A 17,711-nucleotide genomic window follows, 5' to 3' on the forward strand; every position below is an offset into this window, starting at 1 on the left:
CCCACGAACCGCGCCTTAGTCGAACCACGGATCCAATCCATACAGCGGGAAGATTTCCTTACGGGTCGCTATGACCGTCCGGTCAACCTCGTCCGCGGGATCGTAGCCAACCTCCCAGGAGCGCCACCAGACGTCAACGTCGTCACCCATCGACTCCGGTGCCGTCACTCCGTACGTTTCCTTCACATAGGTCCGCCAGGCTTCCGGCACCGGGGTGCTGAGCGGCACAGGGCGCTGCGTCACCATGCCGATCAGGTGGCTCCACGCGCGCGGCACAACGCCGGTGACGTCGTAGCCGCCTCCCCCGGTGGCGATCCAACGGTTGTCGCAATAGCGGGCAGCAAGACTCGCGACGGCGGAAGCGGCCTCGCGCTGTCCGTCGATACTCAGGTTGAGGTGCGTCAGGGGATCGTTCCGATGCGAGTCGCAGCCGTGCTGGCTCACGATCACCTCAGGTTGGAAGGCTCCCACCAGCTGCGGAACCACAGCATGGAAAGCCCGCAACCAGGCGGCGTCCCCAGTGAACGTCGGAAGCGCAACGTTGACTGCTGTTCCGATCGCGTCCGGCCCACCGGTTTCGTTGGCGAAACCCGTTCCGGGGAACAGCGTGAGGCCTGTTTCGTGGAGGCTGATGGTCATGACGCGGGGGTCGTTCCAGAAAATACCCTGCGTGCCGTCCCCGTGGTGGGCGTCGACGTCGATGCTCACCACGCGCTGCACACCGCCGTCGAGCAGCCGCTGGATGGCCATGGCGACATCGTTGTAAACGCAGAATCCGCTGGCCCGCTCCCGGGCGGCGTGGTGCATGCCGCCGCTGAAGTTCACGGCCCGCACAGCGCGGCCGGAAAGGATGGTGTCAGCCGCCAGAAGCGATCCTCCGGCCAGGCGGGCGCTGGCTTCATGCATTCCTAAAAAGGCGGGGTCGTCTTCGGTGCCCAGGCCACGGTCTTCCTCCGGAGTGGACGGGTCTTCGCTGACGCGGCGAACCGCCGCCACATATCCGGGGCTGTGGACAGAAAGAAGTTCGACGTCGGTCGCCACGTTGGGTGCCTCCACCGCCACATGATGGTGTCCGAAGAGTCCCAACGATTCCGCGAGGCGGGCTGTCAGTTCCAGCCGCTGCGGAGCCATGGGATGGCCCGGACCAAAATTGTAGGCAGTCATGGCTGGATCCCACACCACCGTCGTTGGCAGTGCGGACCGCGTAATGCTGGAAGCAGCTGTTCCAAGCCTGGAGTTCATCCAGAACAGGCTACCTGAGGCTGGAACGCCTCAACGCCCGGTTACGCGCGCGAATAGTGGTTTACTACTCAGGAAAGCTTGTTTCAACCAAGGAAGAACGCCATGTCCCACAGCCAGTCGCGGTCAACGAGCCCGAGCAACTGGCAACCCATTCAGCAGGAACGCGAAGGTCTCTGGATCTTCACGCGCGTGCGTGACTTCATCGACAACATTGCCAACACCTCACCGGCGCGTTTGGCACTGACGGTGTTCGCCGTCGTCATCCTGTTCTTCACTGGATTGCTGTCCCTTCCCGCGGCCTCGACGGAAGGGGTGGTGACGCCACTGCACCAGGCTCTGTTCACTGCCGTATCGAGTGTCTGCGTCACCGGGTTGACTGTGGTTTCCACAGCCACCCATTGGACGTTTTTCGGCCAGCTCGTCATCCTGGTCGGCATCTTCGTTGGAGGCTTGGGCACCCTCACGCTGGCCTCACTCCTGGCCCTCATGGTCAGCAAGCGGCTCGGTGTGCGCGGCAAGCTCATCGCACAGGAAGCCATGAACAACGCAGGCCGCCTCGGTGAGGTGGGTACCCTGCTCCGAATCGTGATCGTGACCTCGGTGGTCATCGAAGGGGCCCTCGCACTGGCGCTCATTCCGCGCTTCATAGTGCTCGGCGAAGACTTTTGGCAAGCGGTGTGGCACGGAGTTTTCTACTCGATCTCTTCTTTCAACAACGCCGGTTTCACGCCCCACTCGGACGGCATCGTGCCCTACGAAACCGACCTCTGGATACTTGTGCCCCTGATGCTCGGGGTCTTCCTCGGCAGCCTGGGCTTCCCGGTAGTGATGGTGCTGCAGCAGAACGGGCTCAACTGGAAGAAATGGAACCTCCACACCAAGCTCACCATCCAGGTTTCCTTTATCCTGCTCGTCGCCGGCACAGTGCTCTGGGCCATGATGGAGTGGGACAACGTGCGGACCATCGCGAACATGGACCTCGGCGACAAGATCACGCATTCGCTCTTTGCGTCCGTAATGACGCGTTCGGGCGGCTTCAACCTGGTGGACCAGAACCACATGGAATCCACCACAATGCTCCTCACCGACGCACTCATGTTTGCCGGCGGCGGGTCCGCCTCCACAGCAGGTGGCATCAAAGTGACCACCATTGCCGTCATGTTCCTTGCCATCATGGCCGAAGCCCGCGGTGACGCCGATGTGAAGGTCTACGGTCGTACCATTCCCCAAGGCACCATGCGTGTGGCCATTTCGGTGATCGTTGCTGGCGCCACCTTGGTATCCGTGGCAGCATTCTTGTTGCTCTCCATCAGCGGAGCGTCACTGGACCGGGTGCTTTTCGAATCCATCTCCGCCTTCGCCACCGTGGGACTCAGCACCAACCTCAGTGCCGAGCTGCCGCCGTCGGGAGTTTATGTACTGACAGCGCTGATGTTCGCCGGACGCGTCGGCACAGTAACCCTTGCAGCCGGCCTGGCCCTGCGCCAGCGCAGCCAGCTGTTCCACTACCCGGAAGAGAGGCCAATCATTGGCTAACACCACGGGGGCTGCCAACCGCCCCGCACACAATGCCCCAGTGCTGGTCATTGGCCTGGGCCGGTTCGGCTCTGCCACAGCCGAGCAATTGGTGAAGCAGGGCCGCGAAGTTTTGGCCATCGAGCGCGACCGCACGCTGGTTCAAAAGTGGGCCCCTGTGCTGACGCACGTTGTGGAGGCCGATGCCACCAACATCGATGCCCTCCGCCAGTTGGGCGCCCAGGAGTTCAGCTCCGCCGTAGTGGGCGTGGGCACCTCCATTGAATCGTCCGTGCTCATCACCGTGAACCTCGTGGACCTCGGCATCCAGCACCTCTGGGTCAAGGCCATCACCCCCTCGCACGGCAAGATCCTCACCCGCATCGGCGCCAACCACGTGATCTACCCGGAGGCCGACGCCGGCGTGCGCGCTGCCCACCTGGTATCGGGCAGGATGCTGGACTTCATCGAGTTCGACGACGACTACGCAATCGTCAAGATGTACCCGCCCAAGGAAACGGTTGGCTTCACGCTGGAAGAGTCCAAGGTCCGTTCCAAATATGGTGTGACGATTGTCGGCGTGAAAACCCCCGGCGAGGACTTCACCTACGCCCGGCCGGAAACCAAAGTGTCCGGCCACGACATGTTGATCGTGTCCGGACACGTTGACCTGCTGGAGCGGTTCGCCGCCCGCCCGTAGCCACTGATTTTTGGTACAGCAAACGCCCTTCCGCCGCTCGCGGGAGGGCGTTTGCCGTAGGGAACTAGCCGAGCTGCTTGGTGATCTCCGCTGCGCGGGCCGCTGCAGCCCTGGCGCCGTCGGCAATGATCCTGGGGATCCCGCCGTCGTCAAATGCCATGATGGCGCGTTCAGTCGTGCCGTTGGGGCTCGTGACGGCGATGCGGAGCGCACGCGGGTCCGCCCCCGGTTCGGCCAGCATGAAACCTGCACCGGCCACCGTTTCGCGTGCCAGCATCAGGGAGAGTTCTTCGTCCAGGCCAAGCTCCACGCCCGCAGCAGCCATTGCTTCAGCCAAATAGAACGCGTAGGCCGGGCCCGAGCCACTGATGGCCGACAACGCGTCCACCTGCTCTTCGGGAACCTCAACCACCTTGCCGGCACCGGCCAACGCCGTTTTGACCTTCTCCAGCTGTTCCGGCGTGCAGTGCGTTCCAGGCGAAACAGACACGACGCCGCGGCCCAGCCTGGCAGGGGTGTTGGGCATCGTACGGATCACCGGCTGGCCTTCCGGCAGCGCCGCCTCAAGCTGCGCGATGGAAACGGCTGCAGCGACGCTCACCACAATGGTGTCCTTCGACAATGACGGGCTGATTTCCCGGGCAAGATCCGCAATGCCCACTGGCTTCACTCCGAGGATGACCATCCCGGAACCTTTGGTGGCCAGCTTGTTGTTGTCCGGTTCTTCTTCGCCGGCGATCGCCATGACGCCGTGCCGCTGGGCAAGTTCATCGGCGCGTTCCGGCCGGCGAACCGTTGCCACGATGTCGGAGGGATCCGTGCCCGCTGCGAGCAGACCCCCCATGATTGCCTCGTTCATGGATCCACAGCCAAGGAAAGCGATTCGGTTGCTCATGGCTCCATCATTGCAGCAGACCTCGGACAGGGTCGAATGGGTTCCGGATTCACAGCTTGTTCCCAAGGTTATTGCAGGCAGCACCCATGCTTGGTCCGTAACTTAGTAGTTACCTCATTGAGGGTGCGAGTGATGAGGCGGGCATGGGGATGTCCGCCAGCAGCACCGGTGGCCGGGCGGGTTTTCCCCCATTTCCCGATTCGGCCGCCGGTGCTTTCGCATTTAAGAGCCTGTTCAGGCGCCGACAGGCAGCCCTGAACTGTTCGCATGGCCCGCCGTGGAACGGCAGGCCAAGCGAACAACCCGGGAAATTAATGCCTAGCCACGCTCCGCGTTCGCTGGGATCGTGAGGTGCTGCCGGGCGAAACGCAGGGTTTCGGCGAGCATCTCCTCCCGCTCCCCCGCCACCTTCGCCTTGCGGGTGGAAATCTCTGCCACCACAACGCCGTCGAAGCCGGTGGCTGCCAAGTGCTGCAGGGCATCCGCGCACTGTTGGGTTCCCGTGCCAGGAACCAAGTGTTCGTCCTTGCCCGAGCCCGAGCCGTCCGTCAGGTGGACGTGCCTGAGTTTGCTTCCCAGGGCCTTGATGGCCTCCAGGCTGTTTGCTCCAGCAGTGGCGRCATGCGAGAAGTCCCACGTGACGTCGTCGTAATCCTGTCCCAGCGGATCCCAGTGCGGCAGGTAAGCCACCGCTTCCCGACCCCGTACGCGCCACGGATACATGTTCTCGACGGCGATGCGGACCTGATAGGTCGTCGCGATCTCACGGACGCCTTCAACGAAGTTCTCCGCGTAGTTGGACTGCCAGCGGAAAGGCGGATGGACCACCACGGTATCGCAACCCACTTCAGCGGCCATCTGGCAGGATTTCTCGATCTTGTTCCACGCCGTGCCCCACACCTGCTGGGTCAACAGCAGGGTGGGTGCGTGGATGGAGACGATCTCCTGGTTGTAGCGGTGGCTGAGCTGGATCAGGGCAGCGGGGTCCTGGCTCACGGCGTTGTTGGTGACCATCACTTCAACGCCCTCGTAGCCCAGGTCCTGGGCGACGGCGAAAGCGTCATGGACACTCAGGGGATAGACGGAGGCGCTGGACAGCGCCACTGGGATCTGGCGGTCATTCACTTCAGGTTCGACGTCGTTGCTCATCTCAGGAGGCCAGCCCGCCTGCCGCGGGGGCTGGAATGGGGGAAGGGGCAGGGGTATTTACCGGGACCGGAAACTCTTTCACATCCGGGTGGGAATCTTCATATTCGGCGCTTCGGCCGTCTTCCTTGGCCGCTTTCTTTTTTGATTTGTCCTTCTTCCTTTTCCCCACGTGGGGTGCGGGGTCGAGGGCTTCCTCAAAAACCAATTGGTCCAGCCGGCGCAGGATCAAGCCTTCCCGCAGTGCCCACGGACAAATCTCCATCGTGGGGAATTCGAAAAGTTCCAGCGCCGCTTCAGCGACCAGGGCACCAGCCAACAGCTGGCGCGCCCGGGCATCCGAGACACCTGGGAGGTACAGCCTGTCTTCCACCGTCATGGCCGAAATCCGTTGCGCCCACAAGCCCAGGTCCGCCGCATGGAGTTCGCGCTTCACGTAGGGTCCGGCGGCGCTGGGAGCGGCGCCGGCAATACGGGCCAGTGAACGGAAGGTCTTGGATGTGCCGGCCACAAGATTAGCGCGGCCGAGTTCGTGGAAGTTGCGGACAACGGGCTTCAAGGTGGAGCGGATGTAGCGCCGGAGTTCCTTGACGCTTTTGGCGCTGGGAGGGTCGTCGTGGAGCCAGTCCCGCGTCAACCGGCTGGCACCCAGAGGGACCGAGGTGGCGAACTCCGGGAGCTCGTCTGTGCCGTAAGCCATTTCGAAGGAGCCGCCTCCGATGTCCAGGTCCAGGATCGGCCCGGCGCCCCAGCCATACCAACGGCGCACGGCGAAGAACGTCATGGAGGCTTCTTCGCTGCCTGTGAGTTCCTGGAGGGTCACAGTGGTTTCGTGCTTGACCCTGGCCAGGACCTCGGGCCCGTTGGTTGCCTCCCGGATGGCCGAGGTACAGAAGGCCAGGAGGTCCTCCGCTTTGTGGCTGGCCGCGAACTCCCAGGCCTCCAGGACGAATTCGATGAGCTCATGCTGGCCGGCGTCGTTGATGTTGCCATCACCGTCGAGGTATTGCACCAGTGACAGCGGACGCTTGTGGGAGGCGAAGGCTACCGGGCGCGCGCCGGGGTGGGCGTCCACCAGCAGAAGGTGGACGGTATTGGACCCGATGTCGAGAACGCCAAGACGCATTCTGCCATTATTCACCGATTTGAAGCCCGGTAAGCAACTTGGCGGTGACGTTTCGCCGACGCGAAGGAAGCCAGCTGCCTGGCTTGCTTCTATTCCGCCTGATCTGCTGCCTCGTCCGCCCGCTTGAAGTCGCGGCGGATATTCGCGATGCCCTCAGGGTCGATTTCGAAGCCGAATTCGCTTCCCGGGTTGATGACCATGCCGAGCTCATCACCGATGTTTCCAAGGATGGCTGAACCCATGGTGCCCAGGACGTGCGGTGCGGCCTCGAGGAAGCGGTCGTCAACGCGGCTGGGGTGGCTGAACACTGCAAGAACGGGTTGTCCATCGGCGTTCGAGAGCACCAACGGCTCAACCGAGGAGTCAGGTCCGTCCACCGCTTCCGAGCTGACGAGGTAGACCTCGTTGTTCAGGAAAGCGAGGATGACGTCCACGGGGTTCGCGTCCGGCTGGTCGGCCAAGGCGAGCTTCGCCTCGAGGTCGTTCAAGGGTCCGTTGTCCGGGGAATCCGTCTGTTCAGTCATGGTTCTACTCGACCACGATGACGGCCGGGACGCAATTCGCGAATGCTTCCCGGCCGACGCCCCGGCTACTTCCTCGCCGCGGCTTTCTTCGCCGGGGCCTTACGTGTGGTGGTCCGCTTGACCGGTCCCTTGGCCCGCTTTTCAGCCAAAAGCTCGACGGCGCGTTCCCGGGTCAGTTCCTCAAGCGAGGTTGAGCGCGGGACAGTAATGTTCGTGACGCCGTCCGTGATGTAGGGCCCGAAGCGGCCTTCCTTCACGACGATGTTCTTCTCCGACACTGGGTCAGGGCCGAACTCGGCCAAGGGCGGGACGGCTGCCCGTGCTCCACGTTGTTTGGGCTGCGAGTAGATCTCCAACGCCTGGTCCAGAGTGATCGTGAAGATTTCCTCTTCGGATCCGATGGACCGCGAGTCCGTGCCCTTCTTCAAGTACGGACCAAAACGGCCGTTCTGGACTGTAATGGGGTTGCCTTCGGCGTCCTCGCCCAGGACCCTCGGAAGGCTCATGAGCTGCAGCGCTTCATCCAGGGTCACGCTGTCCACCGTCATGGACTTGAAGAGCGAACCGGTGCGCGGCTTTGCCTTGACCGGCTTCTTCGGAGGCTTGGGCTTGCCGTTCTTGTAATACTCGACCGGTTGGTTGGCCAACTGTTCCTCGGTCATTTCCGGGATGATCTCGGTGACGTAGGCACCGTAGCGACCATTCTTTGCCACAACCGTGTGACCGGTGTGCGGGTCGGTTCCCAGAACGCGTTCCTCGGGAGCGGCTGTCTCCATGAGCTCTTTGGCTTTTTCGGCCGTGAGCTCGTCGGGAGCGAGTTCCTCAGGGACATTGGCACGGGCAGACTCAACTACCTCGCCCGTCTTCTCATCCACCGTGGGGATGGAGCTCTCCAGGTAGGGTCCGAACTTGCCAACGCGCAGTGTGATGCCTTCGGCGATCGGCACCGAGTTGATTTCCCGCGCATCAATTTCGCCCAGGTTGTTGACGATGCTCAGCAGGCCGGGATCGGCGTCTTCACCGTAGTAGAAGTGCTTGAGCCAGGTGGTACCCGCTGCCTGGCCGTTGGCGATCTTGTCCAGGTCGCCTTCCATGTCGGCCGTGAACTCGTAGTCCACGTAGTCCGTGAAGTGCTGCTCCAGCAACCGGATCACCGAGAAGGCAATCCAGCTGGGAACCAGGGCAGAGCCCTGTTTCCGGACGTATCCGCGGTCCTGGATGGTGGAAATCGTGGACGCATATGTGGATGGGCGGCCGATGCCGCGCTTTTCCAGCTCTGCGGTGAGGGACGCTTCCGTGTACCGCGGGGGCGGGGACGTTTCGTGGCCAACAGCAACGATGTCCGAAGCAGTCAGGGAATCGTCCTTGGCAACGTTCGGCAGGCGGCGGGCTTCATCGGATTCGTCGTCGCCGCGGCTTTCGTCCTTGCCCTCTTCGTAGGCAGCAAGGAAGCCGGGGAACGTAATGACGGTGCCGGAGGCGGAGAACTCTGCGTCACGTCCATCGGCGGCAACTGCGCCCAGGCGGATCGTGGCAGTGGATCCCTTGGCATCGGCCATCTGCGAGGCGACGGTGCGCTTCCAGATGAGTTCGTACAACCGGAATTCGTCGCCGCTAAGCTGCTTGGCAACCTGGGCCGGAGTGCGGAAGGAGTCACCAGCGGGGCGGATGGCTTCGTGGGCTTCCTGGGCGTTGGCCGCCTTGTTTGCGTAAACGCGCGGGCTCTGGGGTACGTACTCGGGTCCGTACAGTTCAGCAGCCTGGCGGCGGGAAGCGGTGAGCGCTTCATCGCTCAGCGCCGAGGAGTCGGTACGCATATAGGTGATGTAGCCGTTTTCATACAGGCGCTGCGCGATCTGCATGGTGCTCTTGGAGGAGAACCGGAGCTTGCGGCCAGCTTCCTGCTGCAACGTCGAGGTTGTGAACGGAGCTGCAGGCCGGCGCGTGTACGGCTTGGTGTCTACCGAACGGACACGGAAATCAGCGTTTTCCAGCCCTGACGCCAGAGACGTGGCCAGTTCCTCGTTGAGATGGACAACGTTGCTGGACGTGAGCTGGCCGTTGTCGTTGAAGTCGCGGCCGCTGGCCACCTTGGCACCATCCACGGCGGCGAGCTTGGCCTTGAAGGATCCTGATCCTGCGCCGAACTGCCCCGTCAGGTCCCAGTATGAGGCTGCCCGGAAGGCCATGCGTTCGCGTTCACGGTCCACGACCATGCGGGTCACCACGGATTGCACGCGGCCCGCCGAGAGTCCGCGGGCTACTTTGCGCCACAGCACGGGGGAAATTTCATAACCGTAGAGCCGGTCGAGGATACGGCGGGTTTCCTGGGCATCGACCAGCGCCGTGTCGACGTCGCGCAGGTTGTCCATGGCCCGGTGGATGGCTTCCTTGGTGATTTCACCAAAGGTCATCCGGTATACGGGAACCTTGGGCTTCAGAACCTCCAGGAGGTGCCACGCGATGGCTTCGCCTTCGCGGTCCCCATCGGTTGCGAGGTAGAGAGCGTCAGCATCTTTCAGCTGGGCTTTGAGCTCGGCAACCTTTTTCTTCTTGTCGGGAGACACCACGTAGTAAGGCTTGAAGTCGTTTTCGATGTCCACCGCGAACTTGCCCAGCGAAGTCTTCTTCAGTTCTGCAGGGAGGTCTGACGGCTGGGGAAGATCCCGGATATGGCCGATGGAAGCCTCGACGATGAAGCCCTCGCCAAGGTACTTGGCGATGGTCTTGCTCTTGGCCGGAGACTCCACGATCACGAGTTTCTTGCCGGTTTTTGCCTTGCTGGGCACGGTGCTCCTACAGAAAAAATGTGTAATTGGGCTGCTGCCCATATTGGCCTAGTTCACCATAGTTTGCAGAATCCTGCGTTTTGGCCAGGGAAACCAGGCGGTCCTTCGGGGACCTGGGATGGTGCTATTGGCCCGGTGCCACGCGGTCGTCAGGGATCATTGACCACAAGGTTGCCATTCGCTGCGCACCCTCGGGAATCCGGGTGGGATCCTCAAGTTCGTACTCCCGCACAACCTCCCGGATCCTGTCCGCAAGCTCTTTCCTCTGCGGGTTGGTCAGGTACAGCAGGTTGCTTGAGAGGACCACGGCTGCGGGCTCCTCCCCCGTTTCCCCCCGCTGACGCCGCTCACCCCGGGCTTTGGCAAATGCCGATGCCCTGCGTCGGAAGGCGTCCAGTTCCAAGTCCACCACTGCGATCTCCGGGCTGGCGACGCTGCCTCCGGAAATCGTGAAGTCCGTCCCGGCCGCTTTCCAACGCCTTTCACGGGCATCTCCCGAGTTCTCCGCCGGTGCCACAATTCCCCACTTTTGGAGAGCCCGGAGGTGGTAGCTCATGGCGCTCGGGGTCAGGCCCGTCCTGGCGGCAAGTTCGGTGGCCGTGTGGCTTACCTGGGTAGCGTAGAGCTCGGAGATGACCTCAATGCGGGCAGCATGCGCCAAGGCGCGGATAGCCTTGGGATCGGTAATCTCAACCGTCTTCTCTGCCCGCTTCCGCCGCGGGGCGTCTCCCGACGTTTGGGATGTCTCGTTGTTCGCAATCACTTCATCAGTGTAGTCAGGGTCACTATCGGGGCGACCGGACGTCGACGGGCGCGGCACGCCTGGGCCATTCATGAGCCGTACCGCTCCGGGTCGGGAAGCAGGAAACCATCGAGGACCAGGTTGGTGACCTCGCTGAACAATCCCTCACGGAAAACACCTTCGTCGAAGGTATCGTCTCCGCCCAGCAATGCCACCAAGGCAGAAACGATCTGGCTGACAGACAGCTGCCCATCGCAGGCTGAAACAAAGCCGGCCAGTTCCGTGCTCAGCAGGTTGGTACGCCGCAGACCGGCCCCCTGACGCAGGAGGATGACACCCGGATGGGCTGCTCCAGGCCGTTGGTGGCGTTCCTCGGTCACGTCCTCGGCCACTATGAGATGCGCCTCCGGGATGGGGTGCGCGGACACCCAGTCCGCCCTCTCCACCGCGGAACCCAGATGTGGCCCAATCGGCTGCTCTATGGGATAGGTGATTTCCTCGAAGCGGTTGATAACGGCACCGTGCCCGGCCTCGGGGCGGCGCAGCAGGATCATGCCGAAACCGATTCCCTCGACATTCCGGGAAGCGAAGTCGCTGAGGTAGGCGGCGTAGGCGTCCTTGTAATGGCCGCCTTCACGGTTCTGCGAGGCGTCCTGCAGCCACGTTTCAGCGTACTGCTCCGGGCCAACCTGCTCGCGTTGGATAAACCACACATCCAAACCTGAATCCTTCAGCCAGGCCTTCGGACGGTCTTTCCAGCCCGCCCCCGCGGCAATCTCCCAGTTGCCCAGCATCTGCGCGGTACCGCCCGGTTCGAGGACGGAGGCGAGGGACTGCACGAGTGATGCCACGATCCCGTCACCTGCCAATCCGCCGTCCCTGTAGGTGAACTGCTCGGCAGAGGACTCACCGCCGGTGCGGGGAGTGATCACGAACGGCGGGTTGGACACCACCAGGCCGAACAGTTCCCCGGCCACCGGCTCCAGCAGCGAGCCCAGCCTCAAGCTCACGCGGGCTTCCAGGTTGTCGGGGTCCAAGTCCAGCTCAGTGGCGTTGAGCAGGAGATTGAAGCGGGTGAAGGCGAGCGCCCGGGGGGAGATATCCGTGGCCGTGACATGCTCACAGTGGTGCAGGAGGTGGAATGTCTGGATCCCGCAGCCCGTCCCCAGATCCAAAGCGCGTACGGTGTGGCGCCGGGACGTGGTCTGGACAAGCGTTGTGGAGGCCCGGCCAATCCCCAGGACGTGATCGTGCCTCAAAACCCCTGGCTGCTGATGGGCAGCGAGGTCGCTGGCCACCCACAGTTCCGCTCCACCGGTGCCGTCCGCGTTGGCATCCCAGCCATAGGGACGAAGGTCCACCCTGGCCTGGACCAGCCCGGACTCAACAGTTACAAGTCCCAGACTTTCCAGTCCGCTCGACCCGGTTCCGGTCAGTGCGGCATCGACATCAGCGACATTTTGCGGAACGGCCAAAAGCCACAGGCGGACAATGACGGCCAGCGCCCGGACGGCCGGGTCTTCGGAGAGCAGCTGACGTTCACTGGCCAACAGGGCTGGAACGAGCTGGTCCCGGGACAGCGCTTCCGAGGCTGACCCGCCCAGGAGCCCGGCCACTCCGTCCACGGTGTAGGAGATGGCACGAAGGTCCGAGGAGAGGGCCAGAAGAAGGTCCGGCTGGTCGCTGCGGGGAGCATCGTCAGTATTGCCGGCGGTAAACAAGGAAGCTGTGTCAGTCACCTTGCCAGTGTAGGTGCGGCACAGCTGCCCATGGGTTCGTCGTTCGCCCTATGTGGACAAAGCACGCCTTCCGAACCCGGTAGCGTTGGATCCATGCTCACTTTCTCCACTGCAAGGCGCCTTGCCGGCCTTGTTTCCATCGCTGCTGCCGCACTGCTGGGAGTCTCAGCCTGCCAGGCTCCGGTCAACATCCAGGATGCCGACGTCCCTGCGTGGAAGGAGAAAGTCCTCCCCGCTACCAGCACCGCTGTGTTGGAGGATTCAGGCAAAATCCTCAACCGGGATCCGCTTGTAAAGGAGTCCGCCGACGTTCCGGCCGGAAATTACACGCTCACCATGGCATGCGATGGCGGCGGCAAGGCCTACTTCGCGGTTTCTTCGGGCGGGAAGAAGATCACCGACGCCGCGGCAGCCTGCAACGCCAGCCTCGATGTGGTGAAGATCAAGGTGCCTGGAAACGGCCCTGTCAGCATCTCAACCAGCAGTGTTGACGCTCCTCTGATCTTTGCCTACCACCTGGTCCCTTCAGGCAGCTAGAACACCGCCACAACGATCCCCGGGGGCGGCCTTCAGCCGGAGCCCGCACGGGCGTAAAGTCAGCTCATGGGCAGCAAGGCAGCTCCCTCCGTAACGGCGCAGCGGCTGGCGAGGGCCGCCGCCGTACTCCTTGTGCTCTGCGGAAGCGTCAGCGCCTGCGAATATACCTACGAAGACGGCAGCAGGGCCGCGAGCAGTCCCGGCCCGACGTCGACCAACGTGGTTCTCCCGCCGGATCCAGCTCTGGAATCAACGGTCACCGGCAAGGCCCTGGATGAGTGGGCCAAGGCCGCTCTGCCCGAATCCCAAGGGCAGGCGTTCTATTCAAGCAGCGGCTCCCTGGCCGCCGGCGAGTCACGGACTGAGCAGACAGTCCAGCTGCCGGGCGGCACGTACGCGGTGACGTTGGCTTGCCGAGGCACGCGGCGGGTCTCGTTTTCGGTCAAAGTGGGCGGGGCAGAACTCGTCGACCTGACGCTGGGATGTGCCAATGCCCGGGTCAGCGTGGTCCAGCTGGAAAAGGACGCCGTGCTTGCCATTACCGTCGGGGCAGGCGCGGACGCGAACTTTGCGTATCGGGTAAGCAGGCTATGAGCTTTCGCTCAGGCCGCGTCGCAGCCACCGGGGCAGCGGAGCGTTTCCGGGCTTGACGCACATTCGGCGCAGTACAGAGTGAGCGTGCGGCAACTGGGGTTGGAGCAATTCTCGAACTTGTTGGTGGGCGATGCGCACCTCACGCACTCGCCGATGGTCTTGGCGTCTTCGCTGAATTCGACGTGCATGCGCTTGTCGAACACGTAGAGGGAGCCTTCCCAGAGGCCTTGGTCCTTGAACGTTTCTCCGTAGCGGACAATGCCGCCATCCAACTGGTAAACCTCTTTGAAGCCCCGGTTGACCATCAGGCTGGAGAGCACCTCGCAACGGATTCCACCGGTGCAGTAAGTCACCACCGGCTTGTCCTTGAGGTCGTCGTACTTGCCGGAATCGAGTTCCTTGATGAAGTCGTGGGTGGTATCCACGTCCGGCACGATCGCATCCTTGAACTTGCCGATTTGGGCTTCGAACGCATTGCGGCCGTCAAAGAACACGACGTCGTCGCCGCCGGCCTTTTTCGCATCCACCAAGGCGTGAAGTTCCTCGGGCTGCAGGTGCTTGCCGCCGCCCACAACACCGTTCTCATCCACCTTCAACTCGCCCGGCGCGCCAAACGAAACGATTTCGTCGCGGACCTTGACGCTGAGCCGTGGGAAATCCGCGGCGCTGCCCTCTGACCATTTGAAGTCGATCCCGTGGAAGCCCTTGTACTCCCGGGTGGTTTTGACGTACTGCTTCATGTTGTTCAGTTCGCCGCCCACGGTGGCGTTGATGCCGTCCTTGGAAATGAGGATCCTGCCCGTGAGGCCCAGCTTTTCGCAGAGGGCGCGCTGCCACAGACGCACGGCGTCCGGGTCGGCGATCGGGGTAAAGCCATAGAAGAGCACAATTCGGTTCAAAGCCACTGTTAAAGGGTACTTGGTGCAGTAAAATCCGGTTGCGCCGGAGGGACTACGTCACAATTCAATAAGCAACGACCCTTCCGCTGACCTCGCTCTGTTCCTTCAGGGAGCGCTGGCATACTCTCTCTACATGAGTCCAGACGCCTTGGTTGAAGACATTGCTCACCTCTTGGAAGTCTGGGTGGCCGGCTGGTCCGGCTGCCGGGGCTATGAGTCACGCCAGGAGGGACGTTTCCCCGCCGCGCTCCGCGCCGACAAGACCGGTGACTGGGAATATTTCGCCCACGATCCCTCCGACGAAGAGTTCGCTGCGCTGGCGGGCAAAACCGCAGAAGCCCCCACCCGGATCCTGACGGTACTCACCAACGACGTCCAGCGGTACAAGTACCTGGCCGAACAACACGGCCTGAAAGTGACGTCCGCTTCCCAGACCATGATGATCGTCGACATGGAAACCCAGGATGCCGAGGACCCCTGGCTTCCCGACGACGACCTTGAACTTGCCACCTCCGAATCCAACGGGGTCCACTACGCAGTGGTGCATTCCGGCGAAGAAGTGGCTGCCAGCGGCAGGGTGTATGTGGTGGAAGGCACCGCCGTATTCGACAAGATCGTCACCGAACCCAGGTTCCAGCGCCGCGGACTGGGCAGCTTCATCATGAAAGCACTCGCCGCCCAGGCTTTCTCCCACGACGTCGAGAACGGCCTCCTCCTGGCCTCCCTTGATGGCCAGAAGCTCTACTCGCACCTTGGCTGGGACGTCGTGTGCCACGTGCTCATGATGTCGGCCAGCGGAGTGGATGGCTCGGACCTCTCCGGCGCCTGACGTTTGACGCTTGGCGGCCGGGCTCGACGACGGCTCCCCCCGGTGGGCCGCCGTCAGCGTCTCCGTAGAGTGACAGAATGATTCGGTGGCTGCACCGAATTCGCTGATCTCCTTGCTGGGCCGGGCCCCCGACCCTGAGCAGCTTCGCCATGTCCACACGATCCCTGCTCGAAAGGCCGTCAATGAGCCTTGGCCGGCCTGGGTGCATCCGGATGTCGTGGCTGCTTACGACACCTTGGGTATCCAGGAACCGTACCGGCACCAGATCCAGGCCGCGGACATAGCGCATGGCGGCCAGCACGTGGTCATCGCCACCGGAACCGCTTCGGGGAAGTCCCTGGCGTACCAACTGCCGGCCTTGGATGCCATCCATCGATCCGAATTGCGGGTCCTGGCTGATCCGGGGAAAATCCACGACGACGGCGCCGTCACGCTCTACCTCTCACCCACCAAGGCCCTGGCTGCAGACCAACTCGCCGCGATCCGCGCCTTGAAGTTGCCCACCGTCCGGGCCGAAACCTACGACGGCGACACTGACGTCTCGTCGCGTCGGTGGATCCGCGACCACGCCAATTTCATCCTGGCGAATCCGGACATGCTGCACTTCGGGATCCTGCCCAACCACACGTGGTGGGCCAGGTTCTTCCGGAGGCTTCGCTACGTGATCGTGGACGAAGCACACAGCTACCGTGGAGTCTTTGGCTCGCATGTAGCGAACCTCATGAGGCGTCTGCGCCGGATCTGCGCCTACTACGGCGCGGGGACCTCCTTCCCCGAGCCGGTGTTCATCGCGGCCTCGGCCACCGCCTCCGATCCCGCTGTCTCCTTTGGCAGGCTTATCGGTGCCCCGGTGCGGGAAGTGTCCGAGGATTGCTCCCCGCACGGATCCACCACAGTGGCGTTCTGGGAACCTGCACTGACTGACGTCAAAGGTGAAAACGGGGCCAAACAGCGGCGGACGGCAGTCGCCGAAACGGCCGACATCCTGGCCAACCTGGTTTCCTCGCGGGTCCGCACCATCGCGTTCATCAAGTCCCGGCGCGGGGCGGAGTCCATTGCGTCCATTACCAAGAGGCTTCTGGACGAGGTGGATCCCAGCCTGCCGGGGCGGGTGGCTGCCTACAGATCCGGTTATCTGCCCGAAGAACGGCGTGCCCTGGAACAAGCACTCAGATCCGGCCAACTGCTCGGAGTCTCCAGCACGTCTGCCCTTGAACTGGGCATCGATATCTCGGGACTGGACGCTGTGCTGGTGGCGGGGTGGCCCGGGACGCGGGCTTCGCTGTTCCAACAGATTGGCCGCGCAGGGCGTGCCGGACAGGACGCGATCGCTGCGTTCGTTGCCAGCGACGACCCCCTGGACACCTACTTGGTGAATCACCCCGAGGCCATCTTTGACGTGTCGGTGGAAGCCACTGTCTTCGATCCGGGCAACCCCTATGTCCTTGGCCCGCACTTGTGCGCGGCGGCCGCGGAGTTGCCCATCGGCCCGGCGGAACTCGACCTTTTCGGCCCCACGGCAGAGGGCCTCCTTGATCGCTTGGTGGCCCAGGGCTATCTCCGCAAGAGGCCGGCAGGATGGTTCTGGACACACCCGGAAAGCGCAGCCGGGATGGTGAACCTGCGGGCCGACGGCGGTGGACCGGTGAGCATCGTGGACGCCGAGACCGGGTCCCTCCTGGGAACCATGGACTCGCCACAAACCCATTACCAGGCCCACACAGGGGCCATCTACGTCCATCAGGGCGACAGCTATCTGGTGGAGGATCTCAATGAGACCGACCACTGCGTCATGGTCCGCCGCGTGAACCCCGACTTCTACACCACGGCACGGGACGTGACGCAGATCGAGGTGCTGGAAACCACACGCACCGTTCAATGGGGCGACATCACCGTGCACTTCGGCGACGTCAAAGTAACCACCCAAGTAGTTTCCTTCCAACGCAAGGCATTGATTTCAAATGAGATCCTCGGCGAGGAACCGCTGGATCTCGGAGCCCGGGATCTCTTTACCAAGGCCGTCTGGTTTGTAGTGGACAACCGCTCGCTGCACGGCGCCGGACTGGTGGAAGCTGAGTTCCCCGGCGCGCTCCATGCCGCAGAACACGCCGCCATCGGCCTTCTGCCCTTGGTGGCGTCAAGCGACCGCTGGGACATCGGCGGCGTTTCCACCGCCCTGCACGCCGACACCGGGGTACCTACGATCTTTGTCTACGACGGACATCCCGGAGGCGCCGGATTCGCGGAGCGGGGCTTCGAAAAAGCCAAAACCTGGTTGACCGCGACCCGGGAGGCCATCAAGGCCTGTGAATGCGAGGCCGGCTGCCCGTCCTGCGTCCAGTCGCCCAAATGCGGCAACAAGAACAATCCCCTGGACAAGGCAGCCGCCATCACCCTCCTCGGCGTCCTGCTGAAGGACGCCGTCTAAGCGCTC

The 17,711-nt window shown here is 62.9% G+C and carries 15 protein-coding genes; 6 read left to right on the forward strand and 9 right to left on the reverse strand.

Annotated features, from left to right (window positions below):
• Positions 1–15: 15 nt before the first annotated feature.
• Complete coding sequence (locus AB4Y81_RS04305; protein WP_189075403.1) at positions 16–1,242, reverse strand: acetoin utilization protein AcuC; 1,227 nt, start codon at positions 1,240–1,242, stop codon at positions 16–18.
• Positions 1,243–1,344: 102 nt separating this feature from the next.
• On the opposite strand from AB4Y81_RS04305, the gene AB4Y81_RS04310 reads away from it, so the two are divergent.
• Together AB4Y81_RS04310 and AB4Y81_RS04315 are read left to right on the forward strand one after the other, a co-directional pair.
• Complete coding sequence (locus AB4Y81_RS04310; protein ID WP_018777012.1) at positions 1,345–2,778, forward strand: TrkH family potassium uptake protein; 1,434 nt, start codon at positions 1,345–1,347, stop codon at positions 2,776–2,778.
• A 40-nt stretch (positions 2,779–2,818) separates the two neighbouring features.
• Positions 2,819–3,457: a potassium channel family protein gene (locus AB4Y81_RS04315; RefSeq protein WP_011775951.1), complete on the forward strand. Its 639-nt coding sequence runs from the start codon at positions 2,819–2,821 to the stop codon at positions 3,455–3,457.
• 64 nt (positions 3,458–3,521) lie between these two features.
• Here AB4Y81_RS04315 and proC read toward each other — a convergent pair whose 3' ends face one another.
• The 7 genes from proC to AB4Y81_RS04350 all read right to left on the reverse strand — a co-directional run bounded on the left by proC (position 3,522) and on the right by AB4Y81_RS04350 (position 12,418).
• Positions 3,522–4,352: a pyrroline-5-carboxylate reductase gene (gene proC, locus AB4Y81_RS04320; RefSeq protein WP_064721418.1), complete on the reverse strand. Its 831-nt coding sequence runs from the start codon at positions 4,350–4,352 to the stop codon at positions 3,522–3,524.
• Between the two features lie 318 nt (positions 4,353–4,670).
• Complete coding sequence (locus AB4Y81_RS04325; protein ID WP_441995401.1) at positions 4,671–5,501, reverse strand: sugar phosphate isomerase/epimerase family protein; 831 nt, start codon at positions 5,499–5,501, stop codon at positions 4,671–4,673.
• Between the two features lies 1 nt (position 5,502).
• Positions 5,503–6,624 carry a Ppx/GppA phosphatase family protein gene (locus tag AB4Y81_RS04330; RefSeq protein ID WP_018777015.1) on the reverse strand — a complete coding sequence of 374 codons (1,122 nt, stop codon included), beginning with the start codon at positions 6,622–6,624 and terminating at the stop codon, positions 5,503–5,505.
• Between the two features lie 89 nt (positions 6,625–6,713).
• Positions 6,714–7,148, reverse strand: a complete 435-nt coding sequence (locus AB4Y81_RS04335; protein WP_018777016.1) for an SseB family protein — start codon at positions 7,146–7,148, stop codon at positions 6,714–6,716.
• Positions 7,149–7,213: 65 nt separating this feature from the next.
• Positions 7,214–9,937 (reverse strand): type I DNA topoisomerase, encoded by a 2,724-nt coding sequence (gene topA, locus AB4Y81_RS04340; protein WP_441995402.1) that lies wholly within the window; start codon positions 9,935–9,937, stop codon positions 7,214–7,216.
• A gap of 124 nt (positions 9,938–10,061) precedes the next feature.
• Positions 10,062–10,772, reverse strand: a complete 711-nt coding sequence (locus AB4Y81_RS04345; RefSeq protein WP_026267060.1) for an ArsR/SmtB family transcription factor — start codon at positions 10,770–10,772, stop codon at positions 10,062–10,064.
• Positions 10,769–12,418, reverse strand: coding sequence for a DUF7059 domain-containing protein (locus AB4Y81_RS04350; RefSeq protein WP_441995403.1), 1,650 nt, complete (start codon positions 12,416–12,418; stop codon positions 10,769–10,771). Before AB4Y81_RS04350 ends, AB4Y81_RS04345 begins: the two co-directional genes overlap by 4 nt.
• Positions 12,419–12,511: 93 nt before the next feature.
• Between AB4Y81_RS04350 and AB4Y81_RS04355 the strand changes: the two genes are divergently transcribed.
• Together AB4Y81_RS04355 and AB4Y81_RS04360 are read left to right on the forward strand one after the other, a co-directional pair.
• A complete protein-coding gene (locus AB4Y81_RS04355; RefSeq protein ID WP_052247271.1) occupies positions 12,512–12,955 on the forward strand; it encodes a hypothetical protein in 444 nt (147 codons plus the stop codon).
• Between the two features lie 66 nt (positions 12,956–13,021).
• Entirely contained in the window at positions 13,022–13,549 is a 528-nt protein-coding gene (locus AB4Y81_RS04360; RefSeq protein ID WP_441995404.1) for a hypothetical protein, read from the forward strand.
• Positions 13,550–13,557: 8 nt separating this feature from the next.
• Here the strand turns inward: AB4Y81_RS04360 and trhO are convergent, their stop codons facing one another.
• Positions 13,558–14,454, reverse strand: a complete 897-nt coding sequence (gene trhO / locus AB4Y81_RS04365; RefSeq protein ID WP_055971129.1) for an oxygen-dependent tRNA uridine(34) hydroxylase TrhO — start codon at positions 14,452–14,454, stop codon at positions 13,558–13,560.
• A 127-nt stretch (positions 14,455–14,581) separates the two neighbouring features.
• Here trhO and AB4Y81_RS04370 point away from each other — a divergent pair, with 127 nt between their 5' ends.
• Together AB4Y81_RS04370 and AB4Y81_RS04375 are read left to right on the forward strand one after the other, a co-directional pair.
• The gene (locus AB4Y81_RS04370) at positions 14,582–15,277 is read left to right on the forward strand and encodes a GNAT family N-acetyltransferase (RefSeq protein WP_441995405.1); all 696 of its coding nucleotides are present in this window, start codon (positions 14,582–14,584) and stop codon (positions 15,275–15,277) included.
• Positions 15,278–15,362: 85 nt separating this feature from the next.
• Complete coding sequence (locus tag AB4Y81_RS04375; RefSeq protein WP_441995406.1) at positions 15,363–17,705, forward strand: DEAD/DEAH box helicase; 2,343 nt, start codon at positions 15,363–15,365, stop codon at positions 17,703–17,705.
• Positions 17,706–17,711: the final 6 nt, after the last annotated feature.

It is taken from the genome of Paenarthrobacter sp. TAF1 (assembly GCF_052113825.1).
GTDB lineage: Bacteria > Actinomycetota > Actinomycetes > Actinomycetales > Micrococcaceae > Arthrobacter > Arthrobacter nicotinovorans.

Coding starts and splice junctions, on each gene's coding strand:
- AB4Y81_RS04345 (WP_026267060.1), bottom strand. CDS start 10,772: ATGAATGGCCCAGGCGTGCCGCGCCCGTCGACGTCCGGTCGCCCCGAT.
- AB4Y81_RS04305 (WP_189075403.1), bottom strand. CDS start 1,242: ATGAACTCCAGGCTTGGAACAGCTGCTTCCAGCATTACGCGGTCCGCA.
- AB4Y81_RS04370 (WP_441995405.1), top strand. CDS start 14,582: ATGAGTCCAGACGCCTTGGTTGAAGACATTGCTCACCTCTTGGAAGTC.
- AB4Y81_RS04360 (WP_441995404.1), top strand. CDS start 13,022: ATGGGCAGCAAGGCAGCTCCCTCCGTAACGGCGCAGCGGCTGGCGAGG.
- AB4Y81_RS04335 (WP_018777016.1), bottom strand. CDS start 7,148: ATGACTGAACAGACGGATTCCCCGGACAACGGACCCTTGAACGACCTC.
- AB4Y81_RS04310 (WP_018777012.1), top strand. CDS start 1,345: ATGTCCCACAGCCAGTCGCGGTCAACGAGCCCGAGCAACTGGCAACCC.
- AB4Y81_RS04355 (WP_052247271.1), top strand. CDS start 12,512: ATGCTCACTTTCTCCACTGCAAGGCGCCTTGCCGGCCTTGTTTCCATC.
- proC (WP_064721418.1), bottom strand. CDS start 4,352: ATGAGCAACCGAATCGCTTTCCTTGGCTGTGGATCCATGAACGAGGCA.
- AB4Y81_RS04330 (WP_018777015.1), bottom strand. CDS start 6,624: ATGCGTCTTGGCGTTCTCGACATCGGGTCCAATACCGTCCACCTTCTG.